The sequence below is a fragment of the Pantoea sp. CTOTU46764 genome, assembly GCF_031974595.1.
Taxonomy (GTDB): Bacteria; Pseudomonadota; Gammaproteobacteria; order Enterobacterales; family Enterobacteriaceae; genus Pantoea; species Pantoea trifolii.
This window is the reverse complement of sequence record NZ_DALYOQ010000017.1, coordinates 35,331-60,997: the sequence shown is the minus strand read 5'-3', so window position 1 is coordinate 60,997 and position 25,667 is coordinate 35,331. Positions and strand designations below refer to the sequence as shown.

Annotated in this window: 22 protein-coding genes and 1 tRNA gene; 15 read left to right on the top strand and 8 right to left on the bottom strand. The window is 52.9% G+C overall.

What is annotated here, in order from left to right; all coding sequences use genetic code 11:
* The first annotated feature begins 15 nt into the window (after positions 1–15).
* From RTM06_RS08755 to yejF, 7 genes are all read left to right on the top strand, one after another.
* Positions 16–723, top strand: coding sequence for a phosphatase PAP2 family protein (locus RTM06_RS08755; protein ID WP_154181557.1), 708 nt, complete (start codon positions 16–18; stop codon positions 721–723).
* 514 nt (positions 724–1,237) lie between these two features.
* Positions 1,238–1,813, top strand: a complete 576-nt coding sequence (gene mepS, locus RTM06_RS08750) for a bifunctional murein DD-endopeptidase/murein LD-carboxypeptidase (RefSeq protein ID WP_008105015.1) — start codon at positions 1,238–1,240, stop codon at positions 1,811–1,813.
* A 282-nt stretch (positions 1,814–2,095) separates the two neighbouring features.
* Positions 2,096–3,661: a cyclic di-GMP phosphodiesterase gene (locus tag RTM06_RS08745; RefSeq protein WP_312181470.1), complete on the top strand. Its 1,566-nt coding sequence runs from the start codon at positions 2,096–2,098 to the stop codon at positions 3,659–3,661.
* 65 nt (positions 3,662–3,726) lie between these two features.
* The gene (locus tag RTM06_RS08740; protein ID WP_312181468.1) at positions 3,727–5,535 is read left to right on the top strand and encodes an extracellular solute-binding protein; all 1,809 of its coding nucleotides are present in this window, start codon (positions 3,727–3,729) and stop codon (positions 5,533–5,535) included.
* Positions 5,536–5,545: 10 nt separating this feature from the next.
* Positions 5,546–6,637, top strand: coding sequence for a microcin C ABC transporter permease YejB (locus RTM06_RS08735; protein ID WP_312181466.1), 1,092 nt, complete (start codon positions 5,546–5,548; stop codon positions 6,635–6,637).
* Complete coding sequence (locus tag RTM06_RS08730; RefSeq protein ID WP_061717806.1) at positions 6,637–7,659, top strand: ABC transporter permease; 1,023 nt, start codon at positions 6,637–6,639, stop codon at positions 7,657–7,659. The genes RTM06_RS08735 and RTM06_RS08730 overlap by 1 nt, the downstream gene beginning before the upstream one ends.
* Positions 7,660–9,249 (top strand): microcin C ABC transporter ATP-binding protein YejF, encoded by a 1,590-nt coding sequence (yejF, locus tag RTM06_RS08725; RefSeq protein ID WP_312181463.1) that lies wholly within the window; start codon positions 7,660–7,662, stop codon positions 9,247–9,249.
* On the opposite strand, the gene RTM06_RS08720 is transcribed toward yejF, so the two are convergent.
* The 3 genes from RTM06_RS08720 to rsuA form a co-directional block, all read right to left on the bottom strand.
* Positions 9,243–9,569, bottom strand: coding sequence for a hypothetical protein (locus RTM06_RS08720; protein WP_008105027.1), 327 nt, complete (start codon positions 9,567–9,569; stop codon positions 9,243–9,245). The two genes, yejF and RTM06_RS08720, sit on opposite strands and share 7 nt — an antisense overlap.
* Before the next feature lie 382 nt (positions 9,570–9,951).
* Positions 9,952–11,145, bottom strand: a complete 1,194-nt coding sequence (locus RTM06_RS08715) for a Bcr/CflA family multidrug efflux MFS transporter (RefSeq protein ID WP_256696931.1) — start codon at positions 11,143–11,145, stop codon at positions 9,952–9,954.
* Between the two features lie 12 nt (positions 11,146–11,157).
* Positions 11,158–11,880, bottom strand: a complete 723-nt coding sequence (gene rsuA, locus RTM06_RS08710) for a 16S rRNA pseudouridine(516) synthase RsuA (protein WP_061717809.1) — start codon at positions 11,878–11,880, stop codon at positions 11,158–11,160.
* A 166-nt stretch (positions 11,881–12,046) separates the two neighbouring features.
* On the opposite strand from rsuA, the gene RTM06_RS08705 reads away from it, so the two are divergent.
* The 3 genes from RTM06_RS08705 to RTM06_RS08695 all read left to right on the top strand — a co-directional run bounded on the left by RTM06_RS08705 (position 12,047) and on the right by RTM06_RS08695 (position 18,299).
* The gene (locus RTM06_RS08705; RefSeq protein WP_312181458.1) at positions 12,047–13,801 is read left to right on the top strand and encodes a DEAD/DEAH box helicase; all 1,755 of its coding nucleotides are present in this window, start codon (positions 12,047–12,049) and stop codon (positions 13,799–13,801) included.
* Positions 13,802–13,932: 131 nt separating this feature from the next.
* Positions 13,933–14,217, top strand: a complete 285-nt coding sequence (gene rplY, locus RTM06_RS08700) for a 50S ribosomal protein L25 (protein ID WP_256696934.1) — start codon at positions 13,933–13,935, stop codon at positions 14,215–14,217.
* A gap of 218 nt (positions 14,218–14,435) precedes the next feature.
* Positions 14,436–18,299 carry a S6 family peptidase gene (locus RTM06_RS08695; RefSeq protein ID WP_312181456.1) on the top strand — a complete coding sequence of 1,288 codons (3,864 nt, stop codon included), beginning with the start codon at positions 14,436–14,438 and terminating at the stop codon, positions 18,297–18,299.
* A 35-nt stretch (positions 18,300–18,334) separates the two neighbouring features.
* Here RTM06_RS08695 and yejK read toward each other — a convergent pair whose 3' ends face one another.
* Complete coding sequence (yejK, locus tag RTM06_RS08690; protein ID WP_154181563.1) at positions 18,335–19,339, bottom strand: nucleoid-associated protein YejK; 1,005 nt, start codon at positions 19,337–19,339, stop codon at positions 18,335–18,337.
* 158 nt (positions 19,340–19,497) lie between these two features.
* On the opposite strand from yejK, the gene RTM06_RS08685 reads away from it, so the two are divergent.
* The 3 genes from RTM06_RS08685 (at position 19,498) to RTM06_RS08675 (ending at position 21,649) form a co-directional block, all read left to right on the top strand.
* Complete coding sequence (locus tag RTM06_RS08685) at positions 19,498–19,725, top strand: YejL family protein (RefSeq protein ID WP_036648480.1); 228 nt, start codon at positions 19,498–19,500, stop codon at positions 19,723–19,725.
* Between the two features lie 22 nt (positions 19,726–19,747).
* A complete protein-coding gene (gene yejM / locus RTM06_RS08680) occupies positions 19,748–21,502 on the top strand; it encodes an LPS biosynthesis-modulating metalloenzyme YejM (RefSeq protein WP_312181453.1) in 1,755 nt (584 codons plus the stop codon).
* 70 nt (positions 21,503–21,572) lie between these two features.
* A tRNA-Pro gene (locus RTM06_RS08675) sits at positions 21,573–21,649 on the top strand.
* A 53-nt stretch (positions 21,650–21,702) separates the two neighbouring features.
* On the opposite strand, the gene arsC is transcribed toward RTM06_RS08675, so the two are convergent.
* The 3 genes from arsC to RTM06_RS08660 are packed head-to-tail and all read right to left on the bottom strand — an operon-like array spanning position 21,703 to position 23,793.
* A complete protein-coding gene (arsC, locus tag RTM06_RS08670) occupies positions 21,703–22,128 on the bottom strand; it encodes a glutaredoxin-dependent arsenate reductase (protein WP_312181451.1) in 426 nt (141 codons plus the stop codon).
* Between the two features lie 13 nt (positions 22,129–22,141).
* On the bottom strand, positions 22,142–23,431 hold the full coding sequence (locus RTM06_RS08665) for an arsenic transporter (RefSeq protein WP_312181449.1): 1,290 nt from the start codon (positions 23,429–23,431) through the stop codon (positions 22,142–22,144).
* Positions 23,432–23,472: 41 nt separating this feature from the next.
* Positions 23,473–23,793, bottom strand: a complete 321-nt coding sequence (locus RTM06_RS08660) for a metalloregulator ArsR/SmtB family transcription factor (protein WP_312181446.1) — start codon at positions 23,791–23,793, stop codon at positions 23,473–23,475.
* A gap of 291 nt (positions 23,794–24,084) precedes the next feature.
* Here RTM06_RS08660 and RTM06_RS08655 point away from each other — a divergent pair, with 291 nt between their 5' ends.
* Complete coding sequence (locus tag RTM06_RS08655; protein ID WP_008105079.1) at positions 24,085–24,288, top strand: hypothetical protein; 204 nt, start codon at positions 24,085–24,087, stop codon at positions 24,286–24,288.
* A 79-nt stretch (positions 24,289–24,367) separates the two neighbouring features.
* On the top strand, positions 24,368–25,093 hold the full coding sequence (locus tag RTM06_RS08650; RefSeq protein WP_312181444.1) for a 4'-phosphopantetheinyl transferase superfamily protein: 726 nt from the start codon (positions 24,368–24,370) through the stop codon (positions 25,091–25,093).
* A gap of 156 nt (positions 25,094–25,249) precedes the next feature.
* Here the strand turns inward: RTM06_RS08650 and RTM06_RS08645 are convergent.
* Positions 25,250–25,667, bottom strand: a 418-nt coding sequence (locus RTM06_RS08645) for an ATP-binding cassette domain-containing protein (RefSeq protein ID WP_312181442.1), incomplete at its 5' end; no start/stop codon positions are given.

Genomic DNA, 25,667 nt, shown 5'->3' with positions numbered 1-25,667 from the left:
TGGATTTATTTTTTTATGCGCGCGTCACGATTAATCACCATCCTGCTGCTGAATGCGCTAGGGATAATGCTGTTTATTTCATGGTACCTGCCGCCCGATCACGGATTCTGGTTTGGTATCGATAAAGCCATCTTTTATGGCTTCAATGACCAGATGGTTGACCATCACGGCTTCGCGCTGTTAGTGGCCATCACTAACTTTCGCGGCTTCGATCTGGTTTCACTGCTGGCGATGGGTGCGCTGTATCTGTGCTTCTGGCGTCGCGAAACACCGCAAGGCCGCCGCCGCATGCTCGCGATTGGCATCACCATGTTGCTAAGCGCCGTGATCCTGAACCAGCTCGGCCATCTGTTGCCGGTGCAACACTCCAGCCCAACGCTGTTCTTTGACAATGTACATCGCGTCAGCGAACTGACCGGCATCCCAGCCAAAGATGCCTCGAAAGATAGCTTCCCAGGCGACCACGGCATGATGCTGATGATCTTCACCTGCTTTATGTGGCGCTATTTCGGCTTCCGCGCGTTTCTGGTAGGCCTGGCGATTAGCGTGGTGTTTGCGCTGCCACGCGTGATGGCGGGTGCGCACTGGTTTACTGATATCGCTGTTGGTTCATTGTCGGTGGTGCTGGTTGGTATGAGCTGGTGCCTGTTAACGCCATTCAGCGACAAGCTCGTCAATTGGCTGGACCGTTCGTTGCCGGGCAAATATAAGCCGCGCCGGTAATTGTTAAGCGCGAGTGATCATAGAAGAAAAAGTCGATCGCTCGCGCTTATTTAAAACCTGAATAAACTATTAGCAAACTAACATTATTCAGGTAAAAGAAAAGATTATGATGAAAAACGCGGAACAATAGCCTTTATCTGATTCTGTCCAGCCCGAACCCTCTTAAAATCGGCCTTAGCGCCAGAATTACCCCCTTATTCCACCGCTGTTTGGTTATTAAATCGCTGCCAATTGTTGATAAACTAGCCATTGTGTTACAGATTGATTTTACATCGAAAAAACCTTTGAATATTTATATAAAAGCACTCGCCACGCGGTCTGTAATCGGTTAACCTCAAATCCGATTAGTAAGCAACAGCATAAAATGCGGTGCTTAAAGCTACAAAAATGTGTGCATTAACACATTTTAGTAATTAAGGATTTGTCTTAGACGGCCGTCCTTATTAATCTCAACCCGTTTTGTCATCTGGCTGACGACATTCTGTCGTAAGGAAACCGAAGGAATTCACGTACAATGGTCAAGTCTCAACCAATACTGAGATACCTCAGGCGGATCATTCCCGCAGTTGCTCTGGCAACACTTTTATCAGCATGTAGCAGCACCCATAACGGTCAGAACGCGAATAACGAGAATCATGAAGTTAACAACCAGAATGGTTTTTTACTTCAAGCGTCTCAGGACGAATTTGAACAGATGGTGCAGAACGTGGACGTTAAGTCCCGCATCATGGAACAGTACAGTGACTGGAAAGGTGTCCGTTATCGCTTAGGCGGCGATACCAAACGCGGCATTGATTGTTCTGCTTTTGTTCAGCGCACCTTTCGCGAGCAGTTTGGTTTAGATTTGCCACGCTCAACGTCAGAACAGCAAGACACCGGCAAAGAGATTTCACGCAATAAATTGCGCGCAGGTGACTTAGTGCTGTTCCGCGCCGGTTCTACCGGGCGCCACGTCGGCATCTATCTCGGCAACGATAACTTTGTTCACGCATCCACCAGCAGTGGCGTGATGATTTCCAATCTGAACGACAGTTATTGGAAAAACCGTTATCGTGAAGCGCGTCGGGTTCTCGCTAAAAACCCGAGCTAACGTATTCTTTTGAAGATCCTCTCAGCCAGAGAATCAGAAAACGCTGCCCCGGCAGCGTTTTTTTTCGCCCACGGTTTTTAACTCAAATCTAATCGATAAAAGTAATTGAGAATCAAAAATATAACGAGACATTCTTCGCGCTCTCGTTATATTCTCGTTGACTTCCTGATACCCAAATATCGCCCTTCAGACGCCGTGATTACAGCGATGTCGGCAGGACTCTGGGTAATGACCAAAGTGATAAACATAATAAAAAATGGCAAGACAAGGGGAATACACTCCATGCCACTTTCGGGGACATTAAAACACCACGCCAGCTACTCAAGACGCATCGCCTGGAGTAGCGTAATCATCGGCACATTGTTTTTTCTGCTATTTGTCACCGTCCTGTTAACGCTGACCTGGCAAAAACGCGTACAACAACACCAACAACTACTGGCGCACAGCCGTGACGATTTACAACAAGTCATTACAACCCTGGTGGATACGCTTTATCCACTGCAGCAATACACACAATTAACCTGCAGCAGCGTCGGCCGTGAGCTGACTTCTCGCGCTGCGTTTGCGGGAAATATCCGCGCCATCCTGCTGGTCCGCGACAGTAATGCTTACTGCTCTTCTGCAACAGGCAGTTTTTTGTTGGCTGCCAACGCGATATCGCCTGAATCTGAACTGGAACGCGATCGCGATATGCGCTTACTGGAAGGCACGCCATTGCTGCCAACGAAACCGGCGCTGGCGCTTTGGCTGAAAAATCCAGGTTCGGCAGAGACCGGCATTCTGGCCACCATGAACATCAGCCTGACGCCTTATCAGTTGCTGGCTTCCTATCATCCCGAAATCACCGGCATGGCGTTGGTGATCGGCAATAAAGCGCTACTCAGCGGCAGCAACAAAGTGGTGCACGCCAGTGATTTGCCTGCATCGCTGCATGAAATAGCTTTTAACAATAGCGACCTACACTTTGTACTGTTTGGCAGCACTTTAGCGCCACGCGATTACTCACTGACGCTGCTGACTGGGATATTATTTTCCTTACTGGTTTCCGCTTTGAGTTGGCTATTGCTGACTCGACATCAGCGTCCGGGTAAAGAGATTATGCAGGGAATCAAACGTGGCCAGTTTCACGTTGAATACCAACCGCTGGTCACCGCGCATGATGGACAACCATACGGCGTGGAAGCGCTGCTGCGCTGGAAGCATCCCACTGAAGGCATGATTCCGCCGGATGCCTTTATTAGCTACGCCGAAGCGCAAAACCTGATTATTCCGCTCACCCAGCATCTGTTTACCTTGGTGGCTCGCGATGCACAGTTTCTCTGTAAACAACTGCCGCGCGGCACACGTCTGAGCCTCAATCTCTCGCCGCTGCATCTCGCCTCTGAGAGTTTCCGTCATGATGTGCAGGTATGGATTAACGCCATGCCGCCTGATCATTTTAACTATGTGTTTGAGATTACCGAACGCACCATGGTGGGAGAGAAAAACGCCGGTGAGATCTTCGCCTGGCTGCACGAAAACCATTTCAAAATTGCGATTGATGATTTTGGTACCGGACACAGTGCGCTGATCTATCTGGAAAAATATCCCTTCGATTACCTGAAAATCGATCGTGGATTTGTGCAAAGCATTGGTACGGAAACCGTCACCTCGCCGGTTCTTGATGCGGTGCTGCTGTTGGCGAAAAAACTCAACCTGAAAACCGTGGCAGAAGGCGTAGAAACCGGCGACCAGGCGGCATGGCTGGTGAATCGCGGCGTGACGCATTTACAGGGTTATCTGTTTAGCCGACCGCTAAGACCTGAAAAACTCGCCAGTTACTTCCAACGCCAGCGTGTGCTGAGTTAGCATCACGCGAACCCCATGAAACTGCTACCATAAAGTGCGGAACACCACAGGAGAACGCCCCACTTATGCTGCTGCGTCTTGTCACAGCGTTATTGTTTTGTAGCGCCATTGCGCCGCTGCATGCCGCAACCATCAACGAAAGCTATGCCTTTGCTAAACTGGGCGAGCCTAAATATGCGGTCAATTTCACGCACTACGATTACGCCAATCCCGCCGCGCCTAAAGGCGGCAAAATCACATTAGCCGTGGTCGGCACCTACGACAACTTCAATCGTTTCGCCTCGCGCGGTAATCCCGGCATTGGCACTGATACGCTGTGTGACGGCCTGTTTACCACCTCCGATGATGAACCTGGCAGCTACTATCCGCTGATCGCTGAATCGGCGCGCTATCCCGATGACTATCGCTGGATGGAAGTGTCGATCAATCCGCATGCGCAGTTTCAGGACGGAACACCGATTACCGCGCAGGATGTGGCTTTTACTTTTCAGAAATTCATGACGGAAGGTGTGCCCCAGTTCCGCGTGGCGTTTCGCGACGTGCACGTTAAAGCGCTTAATCGCCTCACCGTGCGCATCGATATGCCGAAGCCGGACAAAGATCGGGTTCTCAGCTGGCTGACGCTGCCGGTTATTCCGGAAAAGTTTTGGCAAAACAAAAAGTTTAATGAGCCGATTGGTTATCCGCCGCTGGCCAGCGGACCTTATCGCGTCACTTCGTATAAATCGGGTCAGTTTATCCAGTACAGTCGGGTGAAAGATTACTGGGCCGCCAATCTGCCGGTCAATCGCGGACGCTTTAACTTCGACACCCTGCGTTATGACTATTATCTTGATGACAACGTAGCGTTCGAGGCCTTCAAAGCTGGCGCTTACGATTTGCGCGAAGAGAGTTCCGCCAGGAAATGGGCCACGCAATATCGCGGACGTAACTTTGATAGTCACGCCATCGTCAAATCAACCATTCCCAACACCGTTTCCACCGACACGCGCTGGCTGGCCTTCAACAACGAAAAGCCGCTGTTTGCCGATCGTCGCGTGCGCGAAGCCATCACCCTGGCGTTCGATTTTGAGTGGATGAATAAAGCGTTGTTCTATGGCGCTTATAAACGTACCAACAGCTATTTCCAGAACACCGAATATGCAGCACTTGGCTATCCCAAAGCCGAGCAGTTGATCCTGCTGGCGCCGTACAAAGCGCAGCTGCCCGCAGAAGTGTTCAACAATGAGTATGCCCCGCCCCACTCCGACGGCAGCGGTTTCGATCGCGGCAACCTGTTGCAAGCCATGAAGCTGCTGAAAGCGGCGGGATGGGAGATTAAAAACCAGCAGCTGGTGAACGTGAAAACCGGCCAGCCGTTCCGTTTCGAATTACTGATGCGCAGCGGCACGCAAAACGACTGGGCGCTGCCGTTCCAGCACAGCCTGCAACGGCTTGGCATTCAGGTCACATTGCGCCAGATTGACAGCTCGCAATATTTACGGCGTTTACGCGAAGGTGACTACGACATGATTCCGTCACTCTATTACGCGATGCCATGGCCCTCCACCAGCTTGCGCACTATCTGGCAGTCTGAGTTCATTAACTCTTCATGGAATACGCCGCGCGTGAAAGATCCCATCGTCGACCATTTTGTCCAGCAGATCGTGGAGCATCAGGGTGATAAGAAAGCGCTGTTGCCGCTTGGTCAGGCGCTGGATCGCATCCTGCTGTGGAATGCTTACATGATTCCGATGTGGTACAGCGCGGAAGATCGCATGGCGTATTGGAACAAGTTTTCCCATCCCGAGATTAAACCCGCGTTTGCTACCGGTCTGGAAAACTGGTGGTACGATGTGAACAAAGCCGGGCGATTGCCGGCCGATCGACGCTGAGGAGCACGGTTTGGCAGCCTATTTTCTTCGCAGGATACTGCTGATCATCCCCACGCTGTGGGCGATCATCACCCTGAACTTCTTTATTGTGCAGATCGCGCCCGGCGGTCCGGTGGATCAGGCGTTAGCCAACGTGCAATTTGGTCACAGCACCGGCATTCCCGGTTCAGGCAGTGGCGACAGCGGCGCGCGCGGATCGCTGGTGCGCGACAATCCCGGCGACAGCCAATATCGCGGCGCGCGCGGCCTTGATCCGGAAGTGATCGCGGAAATTAAGCATCGTTACGGCTTCGATAAACCGCTGCTGCAGCGCTACGGCGAAATGCTGTGGAACTACATCCGTTTTGACTTTGGCGACAGCCTGTTCCGCAGCGCATCGGTGCTGCAGCTAATCAAAGAGAGTTTGCCGGTCTCCATCAGTTTGGGATTGTGGAGCACCTTGATCATTTATCTGGTGTCGATTCCGTTGGGGATCAAAAAAGCGGTGCGCAACGGCAGCGCTTTCGATATCTGGAGCAGCACCTTTATCATCATTGGCTATTCGATTCCGGCATTTCTGTTCGGCATCATGCTGATTGTGCTGTTCGCCGGCGGCAGCTACTTCGACTGGTTCCCGCTGCGCGGCCTGACGTCACCGCAGTTTGATGCGCTGCCGTGGTACAGCAAAATCACCGATTATCTGTGGCATATCACGTTGCCGGTGCTGGCCACGGTGATTGGCGGTTTTGCCACGCTGACCATGCTGACCAAAAACTCCTTCCTCGATGAGATCCGCAAACAATACGTGGTCACCGCGCGCGCCAAAGGGCTGGATGAGAAGCGCGTGCTGTATGGCCATGTGTTCCGCAACGCCATGTTGCTGGTGATCGCCGGTTTCCCCGCCACCTTTATCAGCATGTTTTTCACCAGCTCGGTGTTAATTGAGGTGATGTTCTCGCTCAATGGTTTGGGCCTGCTCGGCTACGACGCTACCATCCAGCGCGACTATCCGGTGATGTTTGGCACGCTTTACATCTTCACGTTAATTGGCCTGCTAATGAACATTCTCAGCGATCTGACCTACACGCTGGTCGATCCGCGCATTGATTTTGAGGGACGCTGATGCGCTTATCTCCTGTTAACCAACAGCGCTGGCAGCGTTTTCGCCATAACCGTCGCGGTTACTGGTCGCTGTGGATTTTCCTGATCATTTTTGTCCTGTCGTTGGGCGCAGAGTTGCTGGCCAACGACAAACCGCTGCTGGTGCATTATCAGCAGCGCTGGTACATGCCGCTGCTGTTCAACTACAGCGAAAGTGATTACGGCGGCGATTTCTCTACGCCCGCTGATTATCAGGATCCGTGGCTGAAGCAGCGCATCAATCAGCAAGGCTGGGCGATTTGGGCACCGATTCGCTTTAGCGACAGCACCATCAATTTCGCTACCGATGTGCCCTTCCCTTCTCCACCTTCGGCGCAAAACTGGCTCGGCACCGATGCTAACGGCGGCGATGTGCTGGCTCGCCTGCTGTATGGCACACGCATTTCATTACTGTTCGGCATCATGCTGACGCTGTTCTCCAGCGTGATTGGCATCGTGGTCGGCGCGGTGCAAGGCTACTTCGGTGGCCGCATCGATTTGGTCGGCCAGCGGCTGATAGAAGTGTGGTCCGGCATGCCATCGCTGTTCCTGCTGATTCTGCTCTCCAGCGTGATTCAGCCCGGCTTCTGGTGGCTGCTGCTGGTCACGGTGGTGTTTGGCTGGATGAGCCTGGTGAGCGTGGTGCGCGCCGAATTCCTGCGTGCCCGTAACTACGATTACATCCGTGCGGCGCGCGCGCTCGGCGTCAGCGACAGCCGCATTATGCTGCGCCACATGCTGCCAAACGCCATGGTCGCCACGCTGACGTTCTTGCCGTTTATCCTGTGCGGCTCAATCACCACGCTAACTTCGCTGGATTTCCTGGGTTTTGGTTTGCCGGTGGGATCGCCATCGCTCGGCGAGCTGCTGCTTCAGGGCAAAAACAATTTACAGGCGCCGTGGTTGGGGCTGGCGGGCTTCTTTGCCCTCGCGCTGCTGCTGTCGTTACTGATCTTTATCGGCGAAGCAGTACGCGATGCCTTTGACCCGAGCCGAGGACGCTAAATGAGCCTGTTAACGGTGAATCATCTGGCGGTGGCCTTTCAGGATCGCCGCGTGGTGGACGACATTTCGCTGCACATTGATGCCGGCGAAACGCTGGCGCTGGTGGGCGAATCCGGTTCCGGTAAAAGCGTGACCGCGCTGTCGATCATGCGCTTATTGCCGCAGCCGCCGGTCAACTATCCGCAAGGCGAAATCCTGTTTAACGGCCAGGATATTTTGCAGGCCAGCGAACGCGCCATGCGCGGGCTGCGTGGCAACCAAATGGCGATGATTTTTCAGGAGCCGATGGTGTCGCTCAATCCGCTGCATAACGTGGAAAAGCAGCTGTATGAGGTGCTGTCGGTGCATCGCGGGATGCGGCGCGAAGCCGCGCGGGGCGAAATGCTCAGCTGCCTGGATCGCGTCGGCATTCGTAACGCGGCATCGCGTTTGCAGGATTTTCCACATCAGCTTTCCGGTGGCGAGCGACAACGCGTGATGATCGCCATGGCGCTGCTGACGCAGCCGAAGCTGCTGATCGCCGATGAACCGACCACCGCGCTGGATGTCACGGTGCAGGCACAGATTCTGCAACTGCTGCGCGAACTGCAGCGGGAACTTAACATGGGTATGCTGTTCATCACCCATAACCTGAATATTGTGCGTCAGCTGGCGCACAGCGTCACGGTGATGAGAAATGGTCGCGGTGTGGAACACAATCGCTGCGATGTGCTGTTTAGCCAGCCGCAGCAGCCCTACACGCGCGAGCTAATCGCCGCCGAGCCGGATGGTCAACCGGTGCCGCTATTGGATCCTAAACCGCTGTTGCAGGTGAAGAATCTGCAGGTTGGTTTCCCGATCCGGCGTGGATTGCTGCGTCGCACCGTGGCAGAGAAGCTGGCGCTCAAGGATCTCAGCTTTACGCTGCGGCGTGGCGAAAGCCTGGGATTGGTCGGCGAATCGGGTTCGGGTAAAAGCACTACGGGCCTGGCGCTGCTGCGCTTAATCACCGCGCGCGGTGAGATCTGGTTTGACGATCAGCCGCTGCACCAGCTGTCGCCAAAGCAGTTATTGCCGCTGCGCCAGCGCATTCAGGTGGTATTTCAGGATCCCAATTCCTCACTCAATCCGCGCATGACGGTGCAACAGGTGATTGCGGAAGGCTTAGCGGTACATCGCCCAGAACTTAGCGATGTGGAGCAGGAAGCCAAGGTGATTGCGGTGATGCAGGAAGTGGGACTCGATGCCGACAGCCGTTCGCGCTATCCGGCGGAGTTTTCCGGCGGTCAGCGCCAGCGCATCGCTATCGCTCGCGCGTTGATCCTTGAGCCGCAGCTGATTGTGCTGGATGAACCCACCTCGTCGCTGGACCGCTCGGTGCAGAAGCAAATTCTGACCTTGCTGCGTCGTTTACAGCAACAGCATCAGCTCGCCTATCTGTTTATCAGTCATGATTTGCAGGTGGTACGCGCACTCTGTCATCAGCTGATAGTGCTGCGTCAGGGCGAAGTGGTGGAACAAGGTGATTGCGAAGCGCTGTTCAACGCACCAGCAGCCGATTACACGCGGCAGCTGCTGGCATCTGCGCAGGGAAAAGATCTGAGTCAGTGACCGTCAAAGGTTTCGGCAATGGCGACACCCTGATTTTTCAGGCAGCAGTTAGTCGCGCTTTCGTCATCGCGTTGAATCAGCAGACAAGGTTGCCCTTCACACTGGGCGATTTTGCACTCGACCTGAATCTGCGCCAGCGTTTCTTTCAGCTGGTGCAGAATTTCCAGCGCTGGATGACCATCGTGGCTCAGCAGGCGCAGCACCACTAAATCTTCGGCATGCACGCCATTCGCCGCTTCCTGACGCTCAATTTCTCCTGCATGTTCAAGCGACCAGCGATAATGTTGTGGCAAGCGATGCACAACGGAAAGTTGCAGCATAGATATACGGCCCCCAGAGACGTTAACTTTATTCACGACGACGGCACAACGTGGTGAATCCCAACCTGGTTAGCTCAGAAAACCCACTCAGTCTGCCTTCTCGTTTTCAGTACAAAGCATGTAGCCAATTTATAATTTGCGAGGCTTCTCACATTTATGCCTATGTTTACCGTGTTCGGCTGCGGTTAACAATCATTTTAGACGCAATCTCGTTACTTTTTTATCTCTAAATTTTCACATAATGGAAACATTAAGCATAACGAATGAATGGGGATTAGCGAGTGAGGGGAGAAATTTAAGAGAGGCCAGGTCGCCATGAATGGCGACCCTACGGAAAGATTCAGGATATGTAGGGCCGCCATTCATGGTGACCTTGGGGATATCACGCTGGCTGTTGAGGCCGTGAAGCATAGGTGAACAGCACAATCGAGAGGGTGGCGCACAGCGCAATCGTAGCCACCATCGGCCAGGCGCTGTTAATGCTGACTAATGAGAGCAGCGCGCCAACTAAGGCACCCACACCAAAACGCAGCGTGCCCGCCAGCGAAGAAGCCGTGCCCGCCATGTGCGGGAACTCATCCAGAATCACCGCCATCGCATTCGACGACACCGTTGAGACGCAGCCAATAAACATCGCCACGCCAAACACCAGCGACAGGAAACCTAAATCCAGCGCACTGGAGATCAACAGCCAAACGCCCATCGCGAACTGAATCACCAATCCTAAACGGAACATTTTCACCGGACCAAAGCGGCGCACGGCGCGGCTATTAATCAGCGTCATCACGAACAGGAACACCACGTTCAGGCCAAAGTAGTAGCCGAAGTTCTGCGGTGAAACGTGGTTCACTTCGATGTAAACAAACGGACCGGCATTGAGGAAGGTGAATAATCCGGCAAAGGAGAAACCGCTTGCCAGCATATAACTGAAGGCACGCTTGTGGCGTACCAGTGCCACGAAGTTACCCAGGGTGGTACGCAGATGAAAACGCTGCCGCTGTTCGGGCTTGAGCGTTTCACGGATTTGCGTCACCACCAGCATCGTGGTGATCAGCGCGGCACCCGCCAGCGTCCAGAAGATGGCGTGCCAGTTCCACAGCAACAGCAGCCAGCCACCAATAATCGGTGCCAGCAGCGGTGCGATGGTGGTCACCAGCATCACAAACGACATCATGCGCGAGAAGTCCTCTTTCGAGTAGGTATCGCGCATCAAGGCGTTAATTACGACGCTGGCAGCGGCGGCCGATAAGCCGTGCAGGAAGCGCATAAAGATCAGCTGGTCGATGGTTTGTGACAGCGCACAAGCCGCAGCGGCGCAGGCAAAGATCAGCGTGCCCAGCACAATCACCGGTTTACGTCCGTAGCTGTCCGCCAGTGGGCCATACACTAACTGGCCAATGGCGAAACCGAGGATGTAGAGGTTGAGCGTCATCTGCACGCTGCCCGCCGAAACCGCAAACTCATGGGCGATTTGCGGCATGGCCGGCAGATACATATCAATCGAAAGCGGCATCAACATCGCCAGCAATCCGAGGATGACCACTAAACCAACCGGAGAATTCTTTTCCTTGCGCACCGCGTTCTCCCGCTATTTGCGTTGTTTGAGTTCTTCTGGCAGGCCGATGCTGTCGACCTCTTGCTGCGTCAATTCACGATATTCACCTTCACCGAGATCTTCATCGAGTTCGATGTCACCAATACGTTCGCGATGCAGCGCCGAGACATGGTTACCCATCGCCGCAAACATGCGTTTGACCTGATGATAGCGCCCTTCGCTGATGGTCAAGCGTGCCGCTTTCTCATCAAGAATCTCCAGCACCGCCGGTTTGGTGAGCTCTTTTTCATTGTGCAGCTGTACACCGGCAGCGAACTTCTCAACCAGTTCTGGATCGATCGGCTCTTCCACTTCCACCAGATAGGTTTTTTCCAGGTGATGCTTCGGTGAGGTAATGCGGTGTGACCATTGACCATCGTCGGTCAGCAGCACCAAACCGGTGGTGTCGATATCGAGACGTCCTGCCGCATGCAACTTGAACGCCGCAGGTTCTTCGATAAAGAACAGCACGGTGGGATGATCGGGATCGTCGGTTGAGCAGACGTAACCTTGCGGCTTGTTCAGCATGAAGTAGCGCGGACCTTGCTGCACCACCAGTGGATTGCCGTCGTATTCGACTTCATCGTCTGGCAATACCTTGTAAGCCGCATCGCGCACGACTTCGCCGTTAATGGTGACTTTTTTGGCGCGGATTTCGCGTCCGGCGATAGCACGGCTAACTTCCAGTTGCTGAGATATGAATTTTTCGAGTCGCATGAATTCGCTTTGCCTGTTACTGCGGGGGAAACTGAAACGGTGTTTTTGTCCGTTAAGAAAGTGTGGGCAGTATAGCTTGATCCTTAGACTGCTAACAGTAGTGAACCTGCGTTTAACTGGCTTTCATGCCATAATGCGCGTCCGTTCCAGAAAAAAGTTTGCCCCGATGTCATTCACCCTGCGCCCATACCAACAAGAGGCGGTTGACGCCACGCTCAACCACTTTCGCCGCCATACCACGCCGGCGGTGATTGTGCTGCCAACCGGTGCGGGTAAAAGCCTGGTGATTGCTGAACTGGCGCGGTTAGCGCGCGGACGAGTATTGGTGCTGGCCCACGTGAAAGAGCTGGTGGAGCAGAATCACAGTAAATATCAGGCGTATGGCCTGCAAGCCGACATCTTCGCCGCCGGTTTGCAGCGCAAGCAGAGCGAAAGCAAAGTGGTGTTTGGCAGCGTGCAGTCGGTGGCGCGCAATCTCGATCGCTTCGACAGCGCCTTTTCGCTGGTGATCGTCGATGAGTGTCATCGCATCAGCGATAACGAAGAGAGCCAGTATCAGCTGCTGTTCGCCCACCTGCGGCAGCATAATCCGCAGTTGCGACTGTTGGGTTTGACCGCCACGCCCTTCCGTCTCGGCAAAGGCTGGATTTATCAGTTCCACTATCACGGCATGGTGCGCGGTGATGAGAAAGCGCTGTTCCGCGACTGCATTTATGAGCTGCCGCTGCGCTATATGATCAAACACGGCTTTCTGGTGCCACCGGAGCGCTTAGATATGCCGGTGGTGCAGTACGATTTTAGCCGGCTGATCCCACAGAATAACGGGCTGTTTAGCGAAGCCGATCTCAACCGCGAGCTGAAACAACAGCATCGCGTAACACCGCATATTATCCGGCAGATTGTTGAGTTTGCTGAAGATCGGCGCGGTGTGATGGTGTTTGCTTCTACCGTGGAACATGCCCGTGAAATTCTCACGCTGCTGCCCGAAAACAGCGCGCTGGTTTCGGCGGAAACGGCGGTGAAAGATCGCGACCGCTTGATTGGTGAATTTAAAGCGCAGCAGCTGAAGTTCCTGGTCAACGTTGCCGTTCTGACCACCGGCTTTGACGCGCCCCACGTTGATTTGATCGCCATTCTGCGCCCTACCGAATCCGTCAGCCTTTACCAGCAGATCGTGGGGCGTGGTTTACGCTTGTCGCCTGGCAAAACCGATTGTCTGGTGCTGGATTACGCCGGTAATCCGCACGATCTTTTCACCCCCGAAGTCGGCGCACCGAAAGGGGCCAGCGACAATCAGCCGGTGCAGGTGTTCTGTCCCGCCTGCGGTTTCGCCAACACGTTTTGGGGCAAAACCACCGAAGATGGACACATCATCGAGCATTTTGGTCGCCGCTGTCAGGGCGTGCTGGAAGATGATGAAGGCGAGCGCGAGCAGTGTGATTATCGCTTTCGCTTTAAAAGCTGCCCGGATTGCGGGGCCGAGAATGACATCGCCGCACGGCGCTGCCATCAATGCAACAAAATTCTGGTCGACCCGGATGACATGCTGAAAGCCGCGCTGAAACTGAAAGATGCGCGCGTGTTGCGCTGTTCTGGCATGACGCTGGAGCAAGGACGCGATGACAAAGGTGAATGGCTGAAAGCCACCTATTTCGATGAAGATGGCACCAGCGTCAGCGAGCGTTTTCGCCTGCAAACCCCAGCGCAACGTAAAGCCTTTGAGCAGCTGTTTATGCGTCCGCATCAGCGCGCGCCAGGCGTGGAACTTGGCTGGCAAACCGCAGCAGATGTCATCGCCTTACAGCCTTTATTACGCCATCCGGACTTTGTGGTGGCGCGCGCAAAAGGCCATTTCTGGCAGATCCGCGAAAAAATGTTTGATTATCAGGGCCGTTATCGCCGCGCCAATGAGCTGCGATAAGCGGCGGAATCATTTGCCCCTGCGGCATCATTGGGGCTATAATGCCGCCCGCTTTTGCATCCGTAAAAGCAGTTTGAATAACCGTCCTGTTGCTGGGTCGCCTGTAGCAGGAACTATTGAAGAGACATCAAATGTTCACTATTAACGCTGAAGTACGTAAAGACCAGGGTAAGGGTGCGAGCCGCCGCCTGCGTGTAGCAAACAAATTCCCAGCCATCATCTATGGCGGAAATGAAGCACCAGTTGCTATCGAACTGGACCACGACGCTGTGATGAACGTGCAGGTTAAACCTGAGTTCTACAGCGAAGTGCTGACCATCGCTGTTGATGGTAAAGAAGTTAAAGTTAAAGCTCAGGCGGTACAGCGTCATCCGTTCAAGCCAAAACTGTTCCATATCGACTTCATTCGCGCTTAATCGCGAAATGAGTTGTAAGTAGAAGGGCCGGTTGCGAAACCAGCCCTTTTATTTTGCCTAAGATCTACTTCGTTTCAATATCCACTTAATTAGCTTTGTTCCCTTCTCAGCCTTGTTATTATTGTATTTAAGACCATTCTTCACGATGAAGTCATAGGACTTTCTGGACAATGCGGTTTGCTCAGCATTTTCAAGGAAACGCCCCCTAAGGACTTCAAATGAATAAAATCACCGCTTTATTTTACAGCGCGCTGCTTGTTGCGCTCCCCTCGTATGCGGGAGTCATGCGCCATGATACCAATGTGCAAGATTACCGCGACTTTGCTGAGAATATGGGCAAATTTCGTCCCGGAATCAGTAATATTCCAATTTATAAAAAAAATGGCGATTTATCCGGCAATTTGAATTTTCCTATGCCTGATTTGAGTAGCATATCCCGTCGCGGCTTCACTGCCTTAACCGCACCCTCATATGTTATTACTGCTCGCCATATGAAAGATTTAAAAAGCGTATTTTTTGGTGGTCCTTCCGAATATTCACCACGCTATGTTTTTATCAATCGCAATGCCATTCCAGACGATATTGATCGCGATTACATGATGCCGCGGTTAAATAAAGTTGTAACAGAAGCGTTACCGGTTGGACGCATTGAAAGTATTGATCTGAAAAATGGTCATGGCACTCGCTATACAGCTTATGCGCGCGCCGGGGCGGGCATCATGTACCAAGTCAGCGAAGATCAAAAAGATATGGTACACATTGCCGGCGGTTATTCATGGCTAGCCGGTGGATCTATTGATCCTAAACTCGTCGAATTTACCAAAAATTATTTTTATTTTACGCAGTTGTCACCTGATAACCCTCTTTCCACAGCTCTGACCATCACAACACAACCCGGCGACAGCGGCAGCCCTTATTATGGCTATGACTCAATTGATAAACAGTGGAAATTGGTCGCTGCACATTCAGGAAGCCGCTATGGTGCAAACCCAAATCCTTACTCACGAGAGTCATATGGTGCGTTAATACCAGATGGTTTTTATGACGGCATCGTTGCAGCCAATATCTCACCTGATGTTAAGGACATTAACAACGCAGAAGTCATTTTATGGAATAAGACAACCATTGATCAAGGCAGTCAAAAATGGGACTGGCAGGGTCTGGATGAAAAGTATCGTCACGTGGCACCTGCCAAAGCGAGTTATGCCGAGTTGGACGCTACCAAAGATATCCGTTTCAACGGTGCAGGTGGCAAAATTATTTTAAGTGATGCGGTAAACCTTGGCGCAGGTAAACTGCAGTTTTCTAATAATTACACGCTTAAATCTGCCGATGGTGTTGATGCCACCTGGGTCGGCGGCGGCGTTGAAGTCGATAAAGATAAAACCGTGCTGTGGCAGGTTAATGGCCTGAAAGATGATGACCTGCATAAAATTGGCGGCGGTGTGCTGCACATTAATGCAAAAGGCATTAATGGAGGGGGGCTGAATATCGGCGATGGCACCGTTATTCTCGATCAACAAAAAGATGCGCAGGGCATTCGTCAGGCGTTTTCGCGCCTTTATATAACCAGCGGCCGCCCAACTGTAGTAATGAACAGCGGCGATCAGGTTGATGCGAATAACATCTTCTTTGGCTATCGTGGCGGTATGCTGGATTTAAATGGCAACAACCTTACGATGCGGCAGATCAACCATACGGACAGCGGCGCATCAATCATCAATGCGCACTTAAACAATAATTCAGATTTGACGTTAACCGGATTTAATGCCAAAGACATCGCTATTCAGGAATGGCAGGGAAATAACTCTGCGGGGAATATCGGCGATATTTACGAAGATTATAATGACAAATCAAAACGCTGGGAATATTTCCAGTTAAAGACGCCTAACTATAGCTGGTTCCCAACCGATCAGAAAGACAACACTTACTGGAAGTATATTGGATTTGATCCTGTAGAGGCGCAGGAATACCGCGCTAAAGAACTGAACCACCTGGTGTATCGGGGATTTCTGGGAGCAGATAACACATCTACTGTTAATGGGAAACTGGACTTTACCTTTTCACCCACAATAGCCAGTGCTAACCTGGCATTAGTGGGTGGAGCGAATCTCAATGGTAATATTAACGTCAACAATGGCACACTATTACTTTCCGGCCAGCCCGTCCCTCATGCCGGTGGCCTGATTATTGACGATGACTGGTATGCCTCTTCTTTCTCCGCCAATAATGCAGTGGTTGCCAGTGGCGCGCGCTTCCAGGTGGGGGAATACGCGCAGGTTAAAGCCGATATTCAGGCCGGTGATAACAGCCAGCTTATCCTTGGCTACAATCCTGATGCACAGGATGAGGATCAGATTTTACGCTGCACCTCGCCGGTTCAGAGCAGCATAGGCAGCTGCAAAGTTGCACGGCGAAACGCTGAAGAATTGCGCTTTCTTCCCGCCAGTACAGTCGAAGGCAATATCACGCTGGGTGATAACGCAGCGCTCCACCTTGGCAAGGTCAATTATCACGGCCACATCAACGACAGTCACGCAGCGCGAATGACCCTGAGCAGTGAGACGTTCTGGAACATGAACGGTAACAGCCGCGTGCATCGCCTGGATGCAGGTAAAGGCGGTATCATTTCCCTGCTTTCTGCAGATGAAATGGCCTGGACGCCGAAGCTGCTCTCTGTTGAACATCTGACGGCAAATAACCTGCAGCTTGGTTTCGGTATCGCGCCACAATCCGCCATCAGCGACAGCTTATACATTGGTTCCAGCGCGCAGGGCGGCAGCAACACCCTCGATCTCGGTTTTATGCTGGGCGAAACCTTCCCCAACCGCATCGCAAAAGAGATCGTGCTGGTCAACGCACCCGCCGGTACCGCGCATGATTATTTCACGCTACCTCCGGTCAAACGCGGGTTCTCGCTGTATACCGCCGATCATCAGGTTGTGGAAGAGAATGGTCGCGTGAAATGGATCATTGCCAAAACGCCCGATCCGGTGCTACCACCCGATCCGGTAACTAACCCTGAGCCTGAACCCGAAATTAAGCCCGAACCCGAAGTGAAGCCTGAGCCCGAAGTGAAGCCTGAGCCCGAAGTGAAGCCTGAGCCTGAAGTGAAGCCTGAGCCTGAAGTAAAACCTGAGCCAGAGATCACGCCAAAACCGGGTACTGCAGAAGACTGGTTTGACGTCATTGATAATCAGCCGCTGGTGCAGAGTACTCGCGCCCTGCTCGCTTCGCGTCACTACCTGTTTAGTGAAATCAGCAGCATGCTGACCGATCGCGCTCAGCTGCTGCGCGGTAGCCATGAAGACAGCGGCGCATGGGCCAGTCTTAGCCAGAATCGCGGCGGGATGGATAGCGTAACGTTAAAAGACAGCAAGCTGGAGATCGGCGCCGATACGCAAGCGGATGCGTGGCTGTACGGCGTCACCGCCAGTTACAGCCAGGGAAATGCCAGGGATGAAGCCAGCGTCAGCCATAAGCTGAGTACTCTGGGTCTGTATGCAAGCGGCATGAACGAAAATGGATGGTTTATGGATCTTGCTGCCAGCTACCTGCACCTGCGTCAGGACATCAACCTTGACCCGGTATTGGGAGTGGAAAGCACCTCAAAAACCAGCCATATGCTGGCCGGCAGTGCAAAACTGGGTAAATCCTTCCCTCTGGTGGACACATCGTTCACGCTGTCGCCTTATGTGAAGGCCAGCGCAGGCTATATGCCGGGTTATACGCTGCAAAGCCGAGATGCCCGCATTGCTCTGAGTTCAGCCATGCCGTGGGGACTCACGCCGGGTATTGAAGTCAGCAAGCAGGGGCTCGGTGCGCTGCTACCAAGGGTGCGATTCAGCGCAAGCGTTGAAAAACAGTTTTCACCGGGCAGCTCCGGCTCTTCACTGACTCTTGAGGATCGCCACAGCCGACGCGTGTATGGTGCGCTGGACGACGATCGTTACCGGGCTCATCTGAGCTTCGAAGGGAAAATCAGCGACAACTGGTCAGCGAATATTGGCGCGAAACACAGCTTTGGTGGCAAATTCCGCACCGATTCGCTCATCAGCAGTGGAATAAACTATTCATTCTGATAAAAAAGCCGGGCACTTTGGTGACCCGGCTTTTTTTATTTACTGCTGGTACGACGTTGCAACTGATCGCGTAAATTTGGTGGCGTACCTTTGATGGTCAGCGTGTCAGTGGTGGGATCCCAGAAGATGCGCTCGCCAAGCAGCATGGCATCGAAGTTCAGGGTTAAGCCACCGCCGCTACCTGCGAACTTGGTCAATTGACGCAAGGTGCTGCGATCCGCTGGGAAGGTCTCTTCCAATTCGTAACCCTGCTCCTGAGTAAACGCCTGGAAGGTTTTTTCGCCTAATGGCGGTAATTCGCTGGAGAGATCGTGCAGCGCAATCTCTTCGCCGGCCTGCAGCTGATCGTTGCAGTACGTGTAAACCTGCTGACGATAGTTCTGGCGCTCGTTTTTATCGAGATCTGATTCGGCACAATAATCATCAACCGCTTGCAGCAAGCCACGGTTTTGCGCTTTGGTGTCTAAACCAACGCTGGCACCGAGAAAATCCATAAAGAAATCCGCCACTTTACGGCCCACGCGACCGCGCAGGAAGGTGAGATAACGGGTGGATTCCGGGTTGGTCTCCCACTCGGTGAGATCAATACGCGCCACGATATCCGCATGATTGATATCAAGATAATGCGTGCTGCTGATATCCAGCTGCTCATTGACGCGCATGCTCGACTGGCTGTTGAGAACCGCAATCAGCAAATATTCCACGGCCAGATAGCGATAGTGCAGGAACAGCACCACGCCGCCTTCCGCAAACGGATATTTACCCAGCTCATCGCGCAGACGTCCGGTTGCCGCACGGCTAAATGCCAGAAAGTCATCTTCCCCTTTGCGGCAGTTACGCAACGCATCGGCCAGTTCGCTGTCTTCGTTAAACAGGCCGTAAGCTTTGCTTTTGGCGCTATAAACCCGATGCAGCTCTTCTGCCATCTCTTCAACCGCGCGGGTCGCAGGCAGCAAAGTGTCGCGCAGTACCAGTTCCAGCTGGTTTTCATCACGTTTAACTAACTGATGCAGGGCAATCTGGTCGATATCCAGACTCATGGTAGACTCTCCTTTTAGCTCAGGCGCGTATTCAAACACCGCCCGCAGCCGCTTTCAACTACCAGCACAAACTGATCGCTCTGCTTGCGATAAAATTGCGGAAAAAAGTGCGTTGTTACGGTAATATACCGCCTTTTCACCCTTGATTAGACGACGATATGCCACAATCATCCCGTTACAGTGACGAACGCGTGGAAAAGCTCCTCGCAGAGATGGCGCAGATTCTTGAAAAAGACAAAGCGCCAACCGACCTTTCCCTGATGGTATTGGGTAACATGGTAACTAACTTGATCAATACCAGCGTTTCACCGGCTCAACGCCGCACTCTGGCACGATCTTTCGCGGATGCGTTGCAGTCATCCGTACGCGACGATAACGCTCATTAATATGCAGATTTGACCTCATAATATGGTAACCAACCGGCAGCGCTACCGCGAAAAAGTCTCCCAGATGATCAGCTGGGGGCATTGGTTTGCCCTGTTTAATATTATCTTCGCGTTTATATTAGGCAGCCGCTACCTGTTGGTCGCCGACTGGCCCGCGTCACTCGCGGGACGTATCTATGCCTTTACCAGCTGGATCGGTCATTTCAGTTTTATTGTCTTTGCGGGCTATCTGCTGATCATTTTCCCGCTCACCTTTGTGGTGATGTCACAGCGATTGCTCAGGGTGCTGTCGGCGATTATCGCCACCGCCGGGCTGACGCTGATTATGGTCGATAGCGCGGTTTTCAGCCGCTTCCACTTGCACCTCAATCCGGTGGTGTGGGAGCTGGTGATTAACCCCGATCAAAGCGAGATGGCGCGCGACTGGCAGCTAATGTTTATCAGCGTGCCGCTGATTTTCCTCGTCGAGATGCTGTTCGCGACCTGGAGCTGGCAAAAGCTGCGTAGCCTTAATCGGCGCTCGTTCGGTAAGCCGTTGGCCGCCCTGTTTATCAGCGCCTTCTTCGCCAGCCATCTACTGTATATCTGGGCCGATGCCAACTTCTATCGCCCGATTACCATGCAGCGCGCCAATCTGCCGCTCTCCTATCCAATGACCGCGCGTCGCTTCCTTGAGCGTCACGGTTTGCTGGATGCGCAAGAGTATCAGCGCCGTCTGGTGCAGCAAGGCGATCCTGAAGCGTTGTCAGTGCAGTATCCGCTGAGTGACATAACCTTCCGCGATGGCGGTACGCGCCACAATCTGCTGGTGCTGACCGTTGATGGCCTGAATAACGCCACGGTGGAAAAAGCGCTGCCGTCGCTCCATCAATTCGCCAGTGAAAATGTGCGCTTCACCCAGCATTACAGCGCAGGACTGCAGCCGGAAAAAGGGCTGTTTGGCCTGTTCTACGGCATCTCTTCCAGCTATATGGATGGAGTTTTAGCATCGCGAACGCCTTCGGCCCTGCTCAATGCGCTGAATGCGCAAGGTTATCAGTTTGGCTTGTTCTCATCAGACGGCTTCAGCCAACCGCTGTATCGCCAGGCTTTATTAGCGGACTATTCGCTGCCTCAGGCCGATAACCAGCCGAATAGCACCACGGTGACGCAATGGCAAAACTGGCTCAACGGCCAACGATCTAACAGCGCGCCGTGGTTCTCGTGGATTGCTCTGAACGGTGTTACGGTCAATGGCGACAACCTGAAGGCGCGCCAGCGCAGCTATACGCGTCAGGCAAGCGGTGTCGATGAGCAGATTAATGCGGTGCTGCAAACCTTGCAGGATCGCGATTTACTGAAAAATACCGTGGTGGTGATTACGGCGCAGCGTGCGGTCAATCTGGATAGCAACGATGACAATCCAGGTAATCGCGCGACCCTGCAGGTGCCGCTGGTGGTGCATTGGCCGAATACGCCCGCGCAAACCATCGATCGCCTGACCGATCAGCAGGACGTGATGACCACGCTAATGCAGCGTCTGCTGCACGTGCGCACCAACCCCGCCAACTTCTCGCAGGGTGAAGACCTGTTTGCCGCGCAACGCAGCCACGATTGGGTGGCGAGCAGCGAAGATGGCAAGCTGGTAGTGACCACGCCAACCGTGACGCTGGTGCTGAATAACAACGGCAGCTACAGCGCTTACGATGCGCAGGGTCACAAGCTAAAAGATCATAAACCGCAGCTGGCGTTGCTGCTGCAGGTATTAACGGAAGAGAAGCGATTCGTCGCAAACTGATTAATTATGAGGCAGTTAAATGCTGCTCTTATTGCAATCGTGCGCGGAAACAGTAATATTCTTCCTCGTTCGGCACGTAGCGCAGCCTGGTAGCGCACGGTCATGGGGTGTCCGGGGTCGGAGGTTCAAATCCTCTCGTGCCGACCAAAATCCCAAAAAAGCAGCCCTAATGGCTGCTTTTTTATTGCCTGAGATCTGGTCTAAACGATTTGATTTCCGTGCTGATCGATCACCTTCTCACCGTCCTCTTTGATGAATGCTCCCTGCTGCGCATCGGGAAGAATATCAAATACCGTTTCTGAAGGCCGACATAAGCGTGTTCCTAGCGGAGATACGACGATCGGGCGGTTAATCAGGATGGGATAGTTCAACATCGCCTCGATGAGTTGCTCATCATTAAATCTCTCCTCAGCCAAAGCCAATTGCTCAAAAGGTTCGACATTTTTGCGCAGCAAGGAACGCACGCTGATACCCATCGCACTGATCAACGCTTTGAGCTTTTCACGACTGGGCGGCGTTTCTAGATAGAGAATAATGGTCGGCTCAATGCCGCTGTTGCGAATTAACGCCAGCGTGTTGCGCGATGTACCGCAGGCAGGATTGTGGTAAATGGTGATGTCGGTCATGATTGCTCTCATTTTAATGGGACAGTGTCAGGCGCAAGGCCAACGCACTCAGGGTGACCAGCAGCACGGGCAAGGTCATCACGATCCCCACGCGGAAATAATATCCCCAGCTAATTTTGATGTTCTTCTGGTCGAGAACGTGCAGCCATAACAACGTGGCGAGACTACCAATCGGCGTGATTTTTGGTCCGAGATCGCAGCCAATCACATTGGCATAAATCATCGCTTCCTTTATCACGCCCTGCGCGGAACCGGCATCAATCGACAGAGCACCAATCAGTACCGTCGGCATATTGTTCATCACTGAGGAAAGCAGCGCCGTCACCAAACCGGTACCCAAGGTGGCAGCCCATAAACCCTGGCTGGAAAACAGGTTGAGCAAGTCAGTGAGATATTGCGTCAGCCCGGCATTTTTGAGGCCATAAACCACCAGATACATACCCAGCGAGAAAATCACGATCTGCCAGGGTGCGCCGCGTAACACATTAGCGGTGTTAATTGCATGACCTCTTTTGGCAACGATAAACAGAATTAACGCGCCCAATGCGGCGATAGCACTAACCGGAATACCCAGCGGCTCCAGCAGGAAAAAACCCACTAATAGCAGCAACAGCACCAGCCAACCGGCTTTGAAGGTTGCGGGATCTTTGATGGCTTCTGCTGGCAGTTTAAGACGTGAAACCTCATAGCTGGCGGGAATCTCTTTGCGGAAGAAAAGGTGCAGCACCACCAGCGTTGCGATGATGGCGGCAATATCAACCGGAACCATTACCGCCGCATAATCGATGAATCCCAGTTTGAAGAAATCAGCGGAAACGATGTTAACCAGATTGGAGACGATCAGCGGCAAACTTGCGGTATCGGCAATAAATCCGGCTGCCATGACAAAAGCCAGCGTTGCGCCTTTACTGAATCCTAGCGCCAGCAGCATGGCGATAACGATCGGCGTCAATATCAGAGCCGCACCGTCATTGGCGAAAAGCGCAGCAACACACGCGCCGAGTAACACGATATAGGTGAACAGCCGCCGCCCTCGCCCCCTTCCCCAACGCGCGACATGCAAAGCGCACCACTCAAAAAAACCGGATTCGTCCAGCAACAAGCTGATGATAATGACGGCGATAAAAGCAGCCGTAGCATTCCAGACGATATGCCAGACAGCGGGAATATCGTTTAACTGGATAACGCCGGTCACCAGCGCCAATAAAGCCCCTATCGTTGCCGTCCAGCCAATGCTCAGGCCGCGCGGCTGCCAGATGACAAATACCATGGTCAAAACAAATATTGCGCCTGCCAGAAACATCGTGCCTCCAATGCATTCGAATAATCGAATGTGTTTAATGATTATTCACAACCCGTAGCGGCGGCGTTCTTCAGCGACTCACGCACGTCCTCACGTTGGCTATTCCAGGCCGTATCGATAATCGATGCAGCCCAGGCCGGCATATGCGGAGAGAGACGATAGTGAATCCACTTACCTTCACGTCGATCCACAATCAGCTCAGCATCGCGCAGCAAGGCAATGTGGCGTGAAATCTTTGGCTGTGATTGTTGGGTAACGGCGCAGAGATCGCAGACACACAACTCTCCGGCCTCTCGCAATAATAAAACGATCATCGTACGCGTTTCGTCGGCAAGCAGTTTGAAAAGTTGAACAGGAAGCATTGGGCCAGGTTCCGGTAAAAATCCATCACATACGCTAATTCATATATGTTAGAAGTAAAGCCAGAATTTAAAGTCTGGTGATTTCATATGTTTTCAATGCAGTAAAGCATTATCAGATTATCGCCAAAAAATTGCTGATTATTGGCTTTTAATCAGTAACTTACCGAAAGCAACCCAAACCTAGCCAGATCACATTTCTGGATAAATATGACAGCACTTCATCAAACTGAAACAAAACTGTCACAGAATTCTCTTACTCTTAGGTCTCTTGTTTTTTCGATGGAAACCATTATGGTCATCAAAGCAAAAAACCTGCAGGATGCGGAAGAACTCCTGCACTCGGGTATCAATAAAGTTGAACTGGCTTACGATATCGGCAGCGACGATTTCTTCCGTCTCGCCTCGCGCTGGTGCGATCGCGGTGCGCGCATCACCAAAGGCCATCAGCACTTCGTGGTGCAGATTAAAGGCATGGCTATTCCGCCAAATAACTAAAAGTAGGCGAGCCCCTTTGGCTTGCTCTCCATCCGGCTGGCTGGTAAAACTACGTTTTCCGTCAGCCGTGATTTTTTTTATGTTCGCCTCTGAAACGCCGCTTGCCCTGCCCTCTTCCCCGTTTATCCGCGCTGCTGGCATGTCGCTGGATACATTGCCGATCGCCTGGTGCGAATTCGATCAACATCACTGGCATGCTGAATTGCACCAGGCGTGGCAACTGCCGCTGCCCGCGTCGCTACAGAGCGCGGTGACGAAACGCAAAGCCGAGCATCTGGCGAGTCGCTGGCTGGTGCAGCAAAACTTTGCGCACTTCGGTTTACCGCACTTTGTGTTGTGTAATGCGCCCGATCGTTCACCGTTGTGGCCCGCCGGCATTCAGGCGTCGCTGTCGCATACGCACAGCGTTGCGGTGATGGCTGCGACGCGCGAGCCATTGTGCATTGGCGTGGACGTTGAGCAGATAATGGCAGAGGAAACCGCCGATGAAACCGCCGGGATGTTGATGAGCACGGCGGAAAAACAGCGTCTGCTGGCGCAACCTTTGCCCTTTGCCCAGGCCGCTACGTTGCTGTTTTCACTGAAAGAGAGTGTGTATAAAGCGTTGTGGCCGCAATTGCATCAGCCGATGGATTTTCATCAGGCGGAAGTGGTGGAACTGAACGTGCAGCAAGGCCGCGCAACGCTACGCTTGTGTCGGGATTTTGATGGGCATTTCACCACGAAAGTATTGTTGCAGGCGCGTTTCTGGCTGGCTGGAAACCGTGTGATTACGCTGCTGACCCATCCGCTACCGACAAAATAAAAAACCGGCTCAGAAATAAACCCGAGCCGGTGACAACACAAGACGACAGAAAAGTGTTCCAGGGACGCAGAAACGAGGATTTCTGCTGGGAGTTACTTTACCCACTCCGCAACACCTTGCCCAATAAGGGTTTTCGCTAAGCTTTCCCGGCTGGCGTTAATGGCCGGTATCGGTACGTTGCACCGCATCCAGCGTTGCCATCTCGCGTTCGTTGCCGGTCAACTCACTCAGCTGACCTTCGCGCATCTCCAGCAAGCGATCGGCATGAATGAAATAGTGATCATCGTGGCTGATGGCGAACACCGTTTTGCCCGATTCCTGTAACCACGGCAGCAGCTCACGATAGAAGATACGACGGAAATGCGGGTCCTGATCCGCCGCCCATTCGTCGAGCAGCAGAATGTCGCGCTCTTCGGCAGCCGCCAACAGCAGCGCCAGACGTTTGCTCTGCCCTTTCGACAGTTGCAGATTGAGCACCTTGTTGCCTTCCAGCTTGAGCTTGTCTTGCATCTTCAGACGCTCCAGCCACTGCTGCACCAGCGCTGGGTTGGCTGGTTTTCCCTGGTCGCCGATT

Excerpts from the sequence above, each read along its gene's own strand:
- mepS (WP_008105015.1), top strand. The coding sequence starts at position 1,238 with ATGGTCAAGTCTCAACCAATACTGAGATACCTCAGGCGGATCATTCCC.
- rplY (WP_256696934.1), top strand. The coding sequence starts at position 13,933 with ATGTTCACTATTAACGCTGAAGTACGTAAAGACCAGGGTAAGGGTGCG.
- RTM06_RS08655 (WP_008105079.1), top strand. The coding sequence starts at position 24,085 with ATGGTCATCAAAGCAAAAAACCTGCAGGATGCGGAAGAACTCCTGCAC.
- RTM06_RS08665 (WP_312181449.1), bottom strand. The coding sequence starts at position 23,431 with ATGTTTCTGGCAGGCGCAATATTTGTTTTGACCATGGTATTTGTCATC.
- arsC (WP_312181451.1), bottom strand. The coding sequence starts at position 22,128 with ATGACCGACATCACCATTTACCACAATCCTGCCTGCGGTACATCGCGC.
- RTM06_RS08660 (WP_312181446.1), bottom strand. The coding sequence starts at position 23,793 with ATGCTTCCTGTTCAACTTTTCAAACTGCTTGCCGACGAAACGCGTACG.
- RTM06_RS08695 (WP_312181456.1), top strand. The coding sequence starts at position 14,436 with ATGAATAAAATCACCGCTTTATTTTACAGCGCGCTGCTTGTTGCGCTC.
- RTM06_RS08745 (WP_312181470.1), top strand. The coding sequence starts at position 2,096 with ATGCCACTTTCGGGGACATTAAAACACCACGCCAGCTACTCAAGACGC.
- rsuA (WP_061717809.1), bottom strand. The coding sequence starts at position 11,880 with ATGCGACTCGAAAAATTCATATCTCAGCAACTGGAAGTTAGCCGTGCT.
- yejK (WP_154181563.1), bottom strand. The coding sequence starts at position 19,339 with ATGAGTCTGGATATCGACCAGATTGCCCTGCATCAGTTAGTTAAACGT.
- RTM06_RS08755 (WP_154181557.1), top strand. The coding sequence starts at position 16 with ATGCGCGCGTCACGATTAATCACCATCCTGCTGCTGAATGCGCTAGGG.
- RTM06_RS08740 (WP_312181468.1), top strand. The coding sequence starts at position 3,727 with ATGCTGCTGCGTCTTGTCACAGCGTTATTGTTTTGTAGCGCCATTGCG.
- RTM06_RS08685 (WP_036648480.1), top strand. The coding sequence starts at position 19,498 with ATGCCACAATCATCCCGTTACAGTGACGAACGCGTGGAAAAGCTCCTC.
- RTM06_RS08650 (WP_312181444.1), top strand. The coding sequence starts at position 24,368 with ATGTTCGCCTCTGAAACGCCGCTTGCCCTGCCCTCTTCCCCGTTTATC.
- RTM06_RS08705 (WP_312181458.1), top strand. The coding sequence starts at position 12,047 with ATGTCATTCACCCTGCGCCCATACCAACAAGAGGCGGTTGACGCCACG.
- yejM (WP_312181453.1), top strand. The coding sequence starts at position 19,748 with ATGGTAACCAACCGGCAGCGCTACCGCGAAAAAGTCTCCCAGATGATC.
- yejF (WP_312181463.1), top strand. The coding sequence starts at position 7,660 with ATGAGCCTGTTAACGGTGAATCATCTGGCGGTGGCCTTTCAGGATCGC.
- RTM06_RS08720 (WP_008105027.1), bottom strand. The coding sequence starts at position 9,569 with ATGCTGCAACTTTCCGTTGTGCATCGCTTGCCACAACATTATCGCTGG.
- RTM06_RS08730 (WP_061717806.1), top strand. The coding sequence starts at position 6,637 with ATGCGCTTATCTCCTGTTAACCAACAGCGCTGGCAGCGTTTTCGCCAT.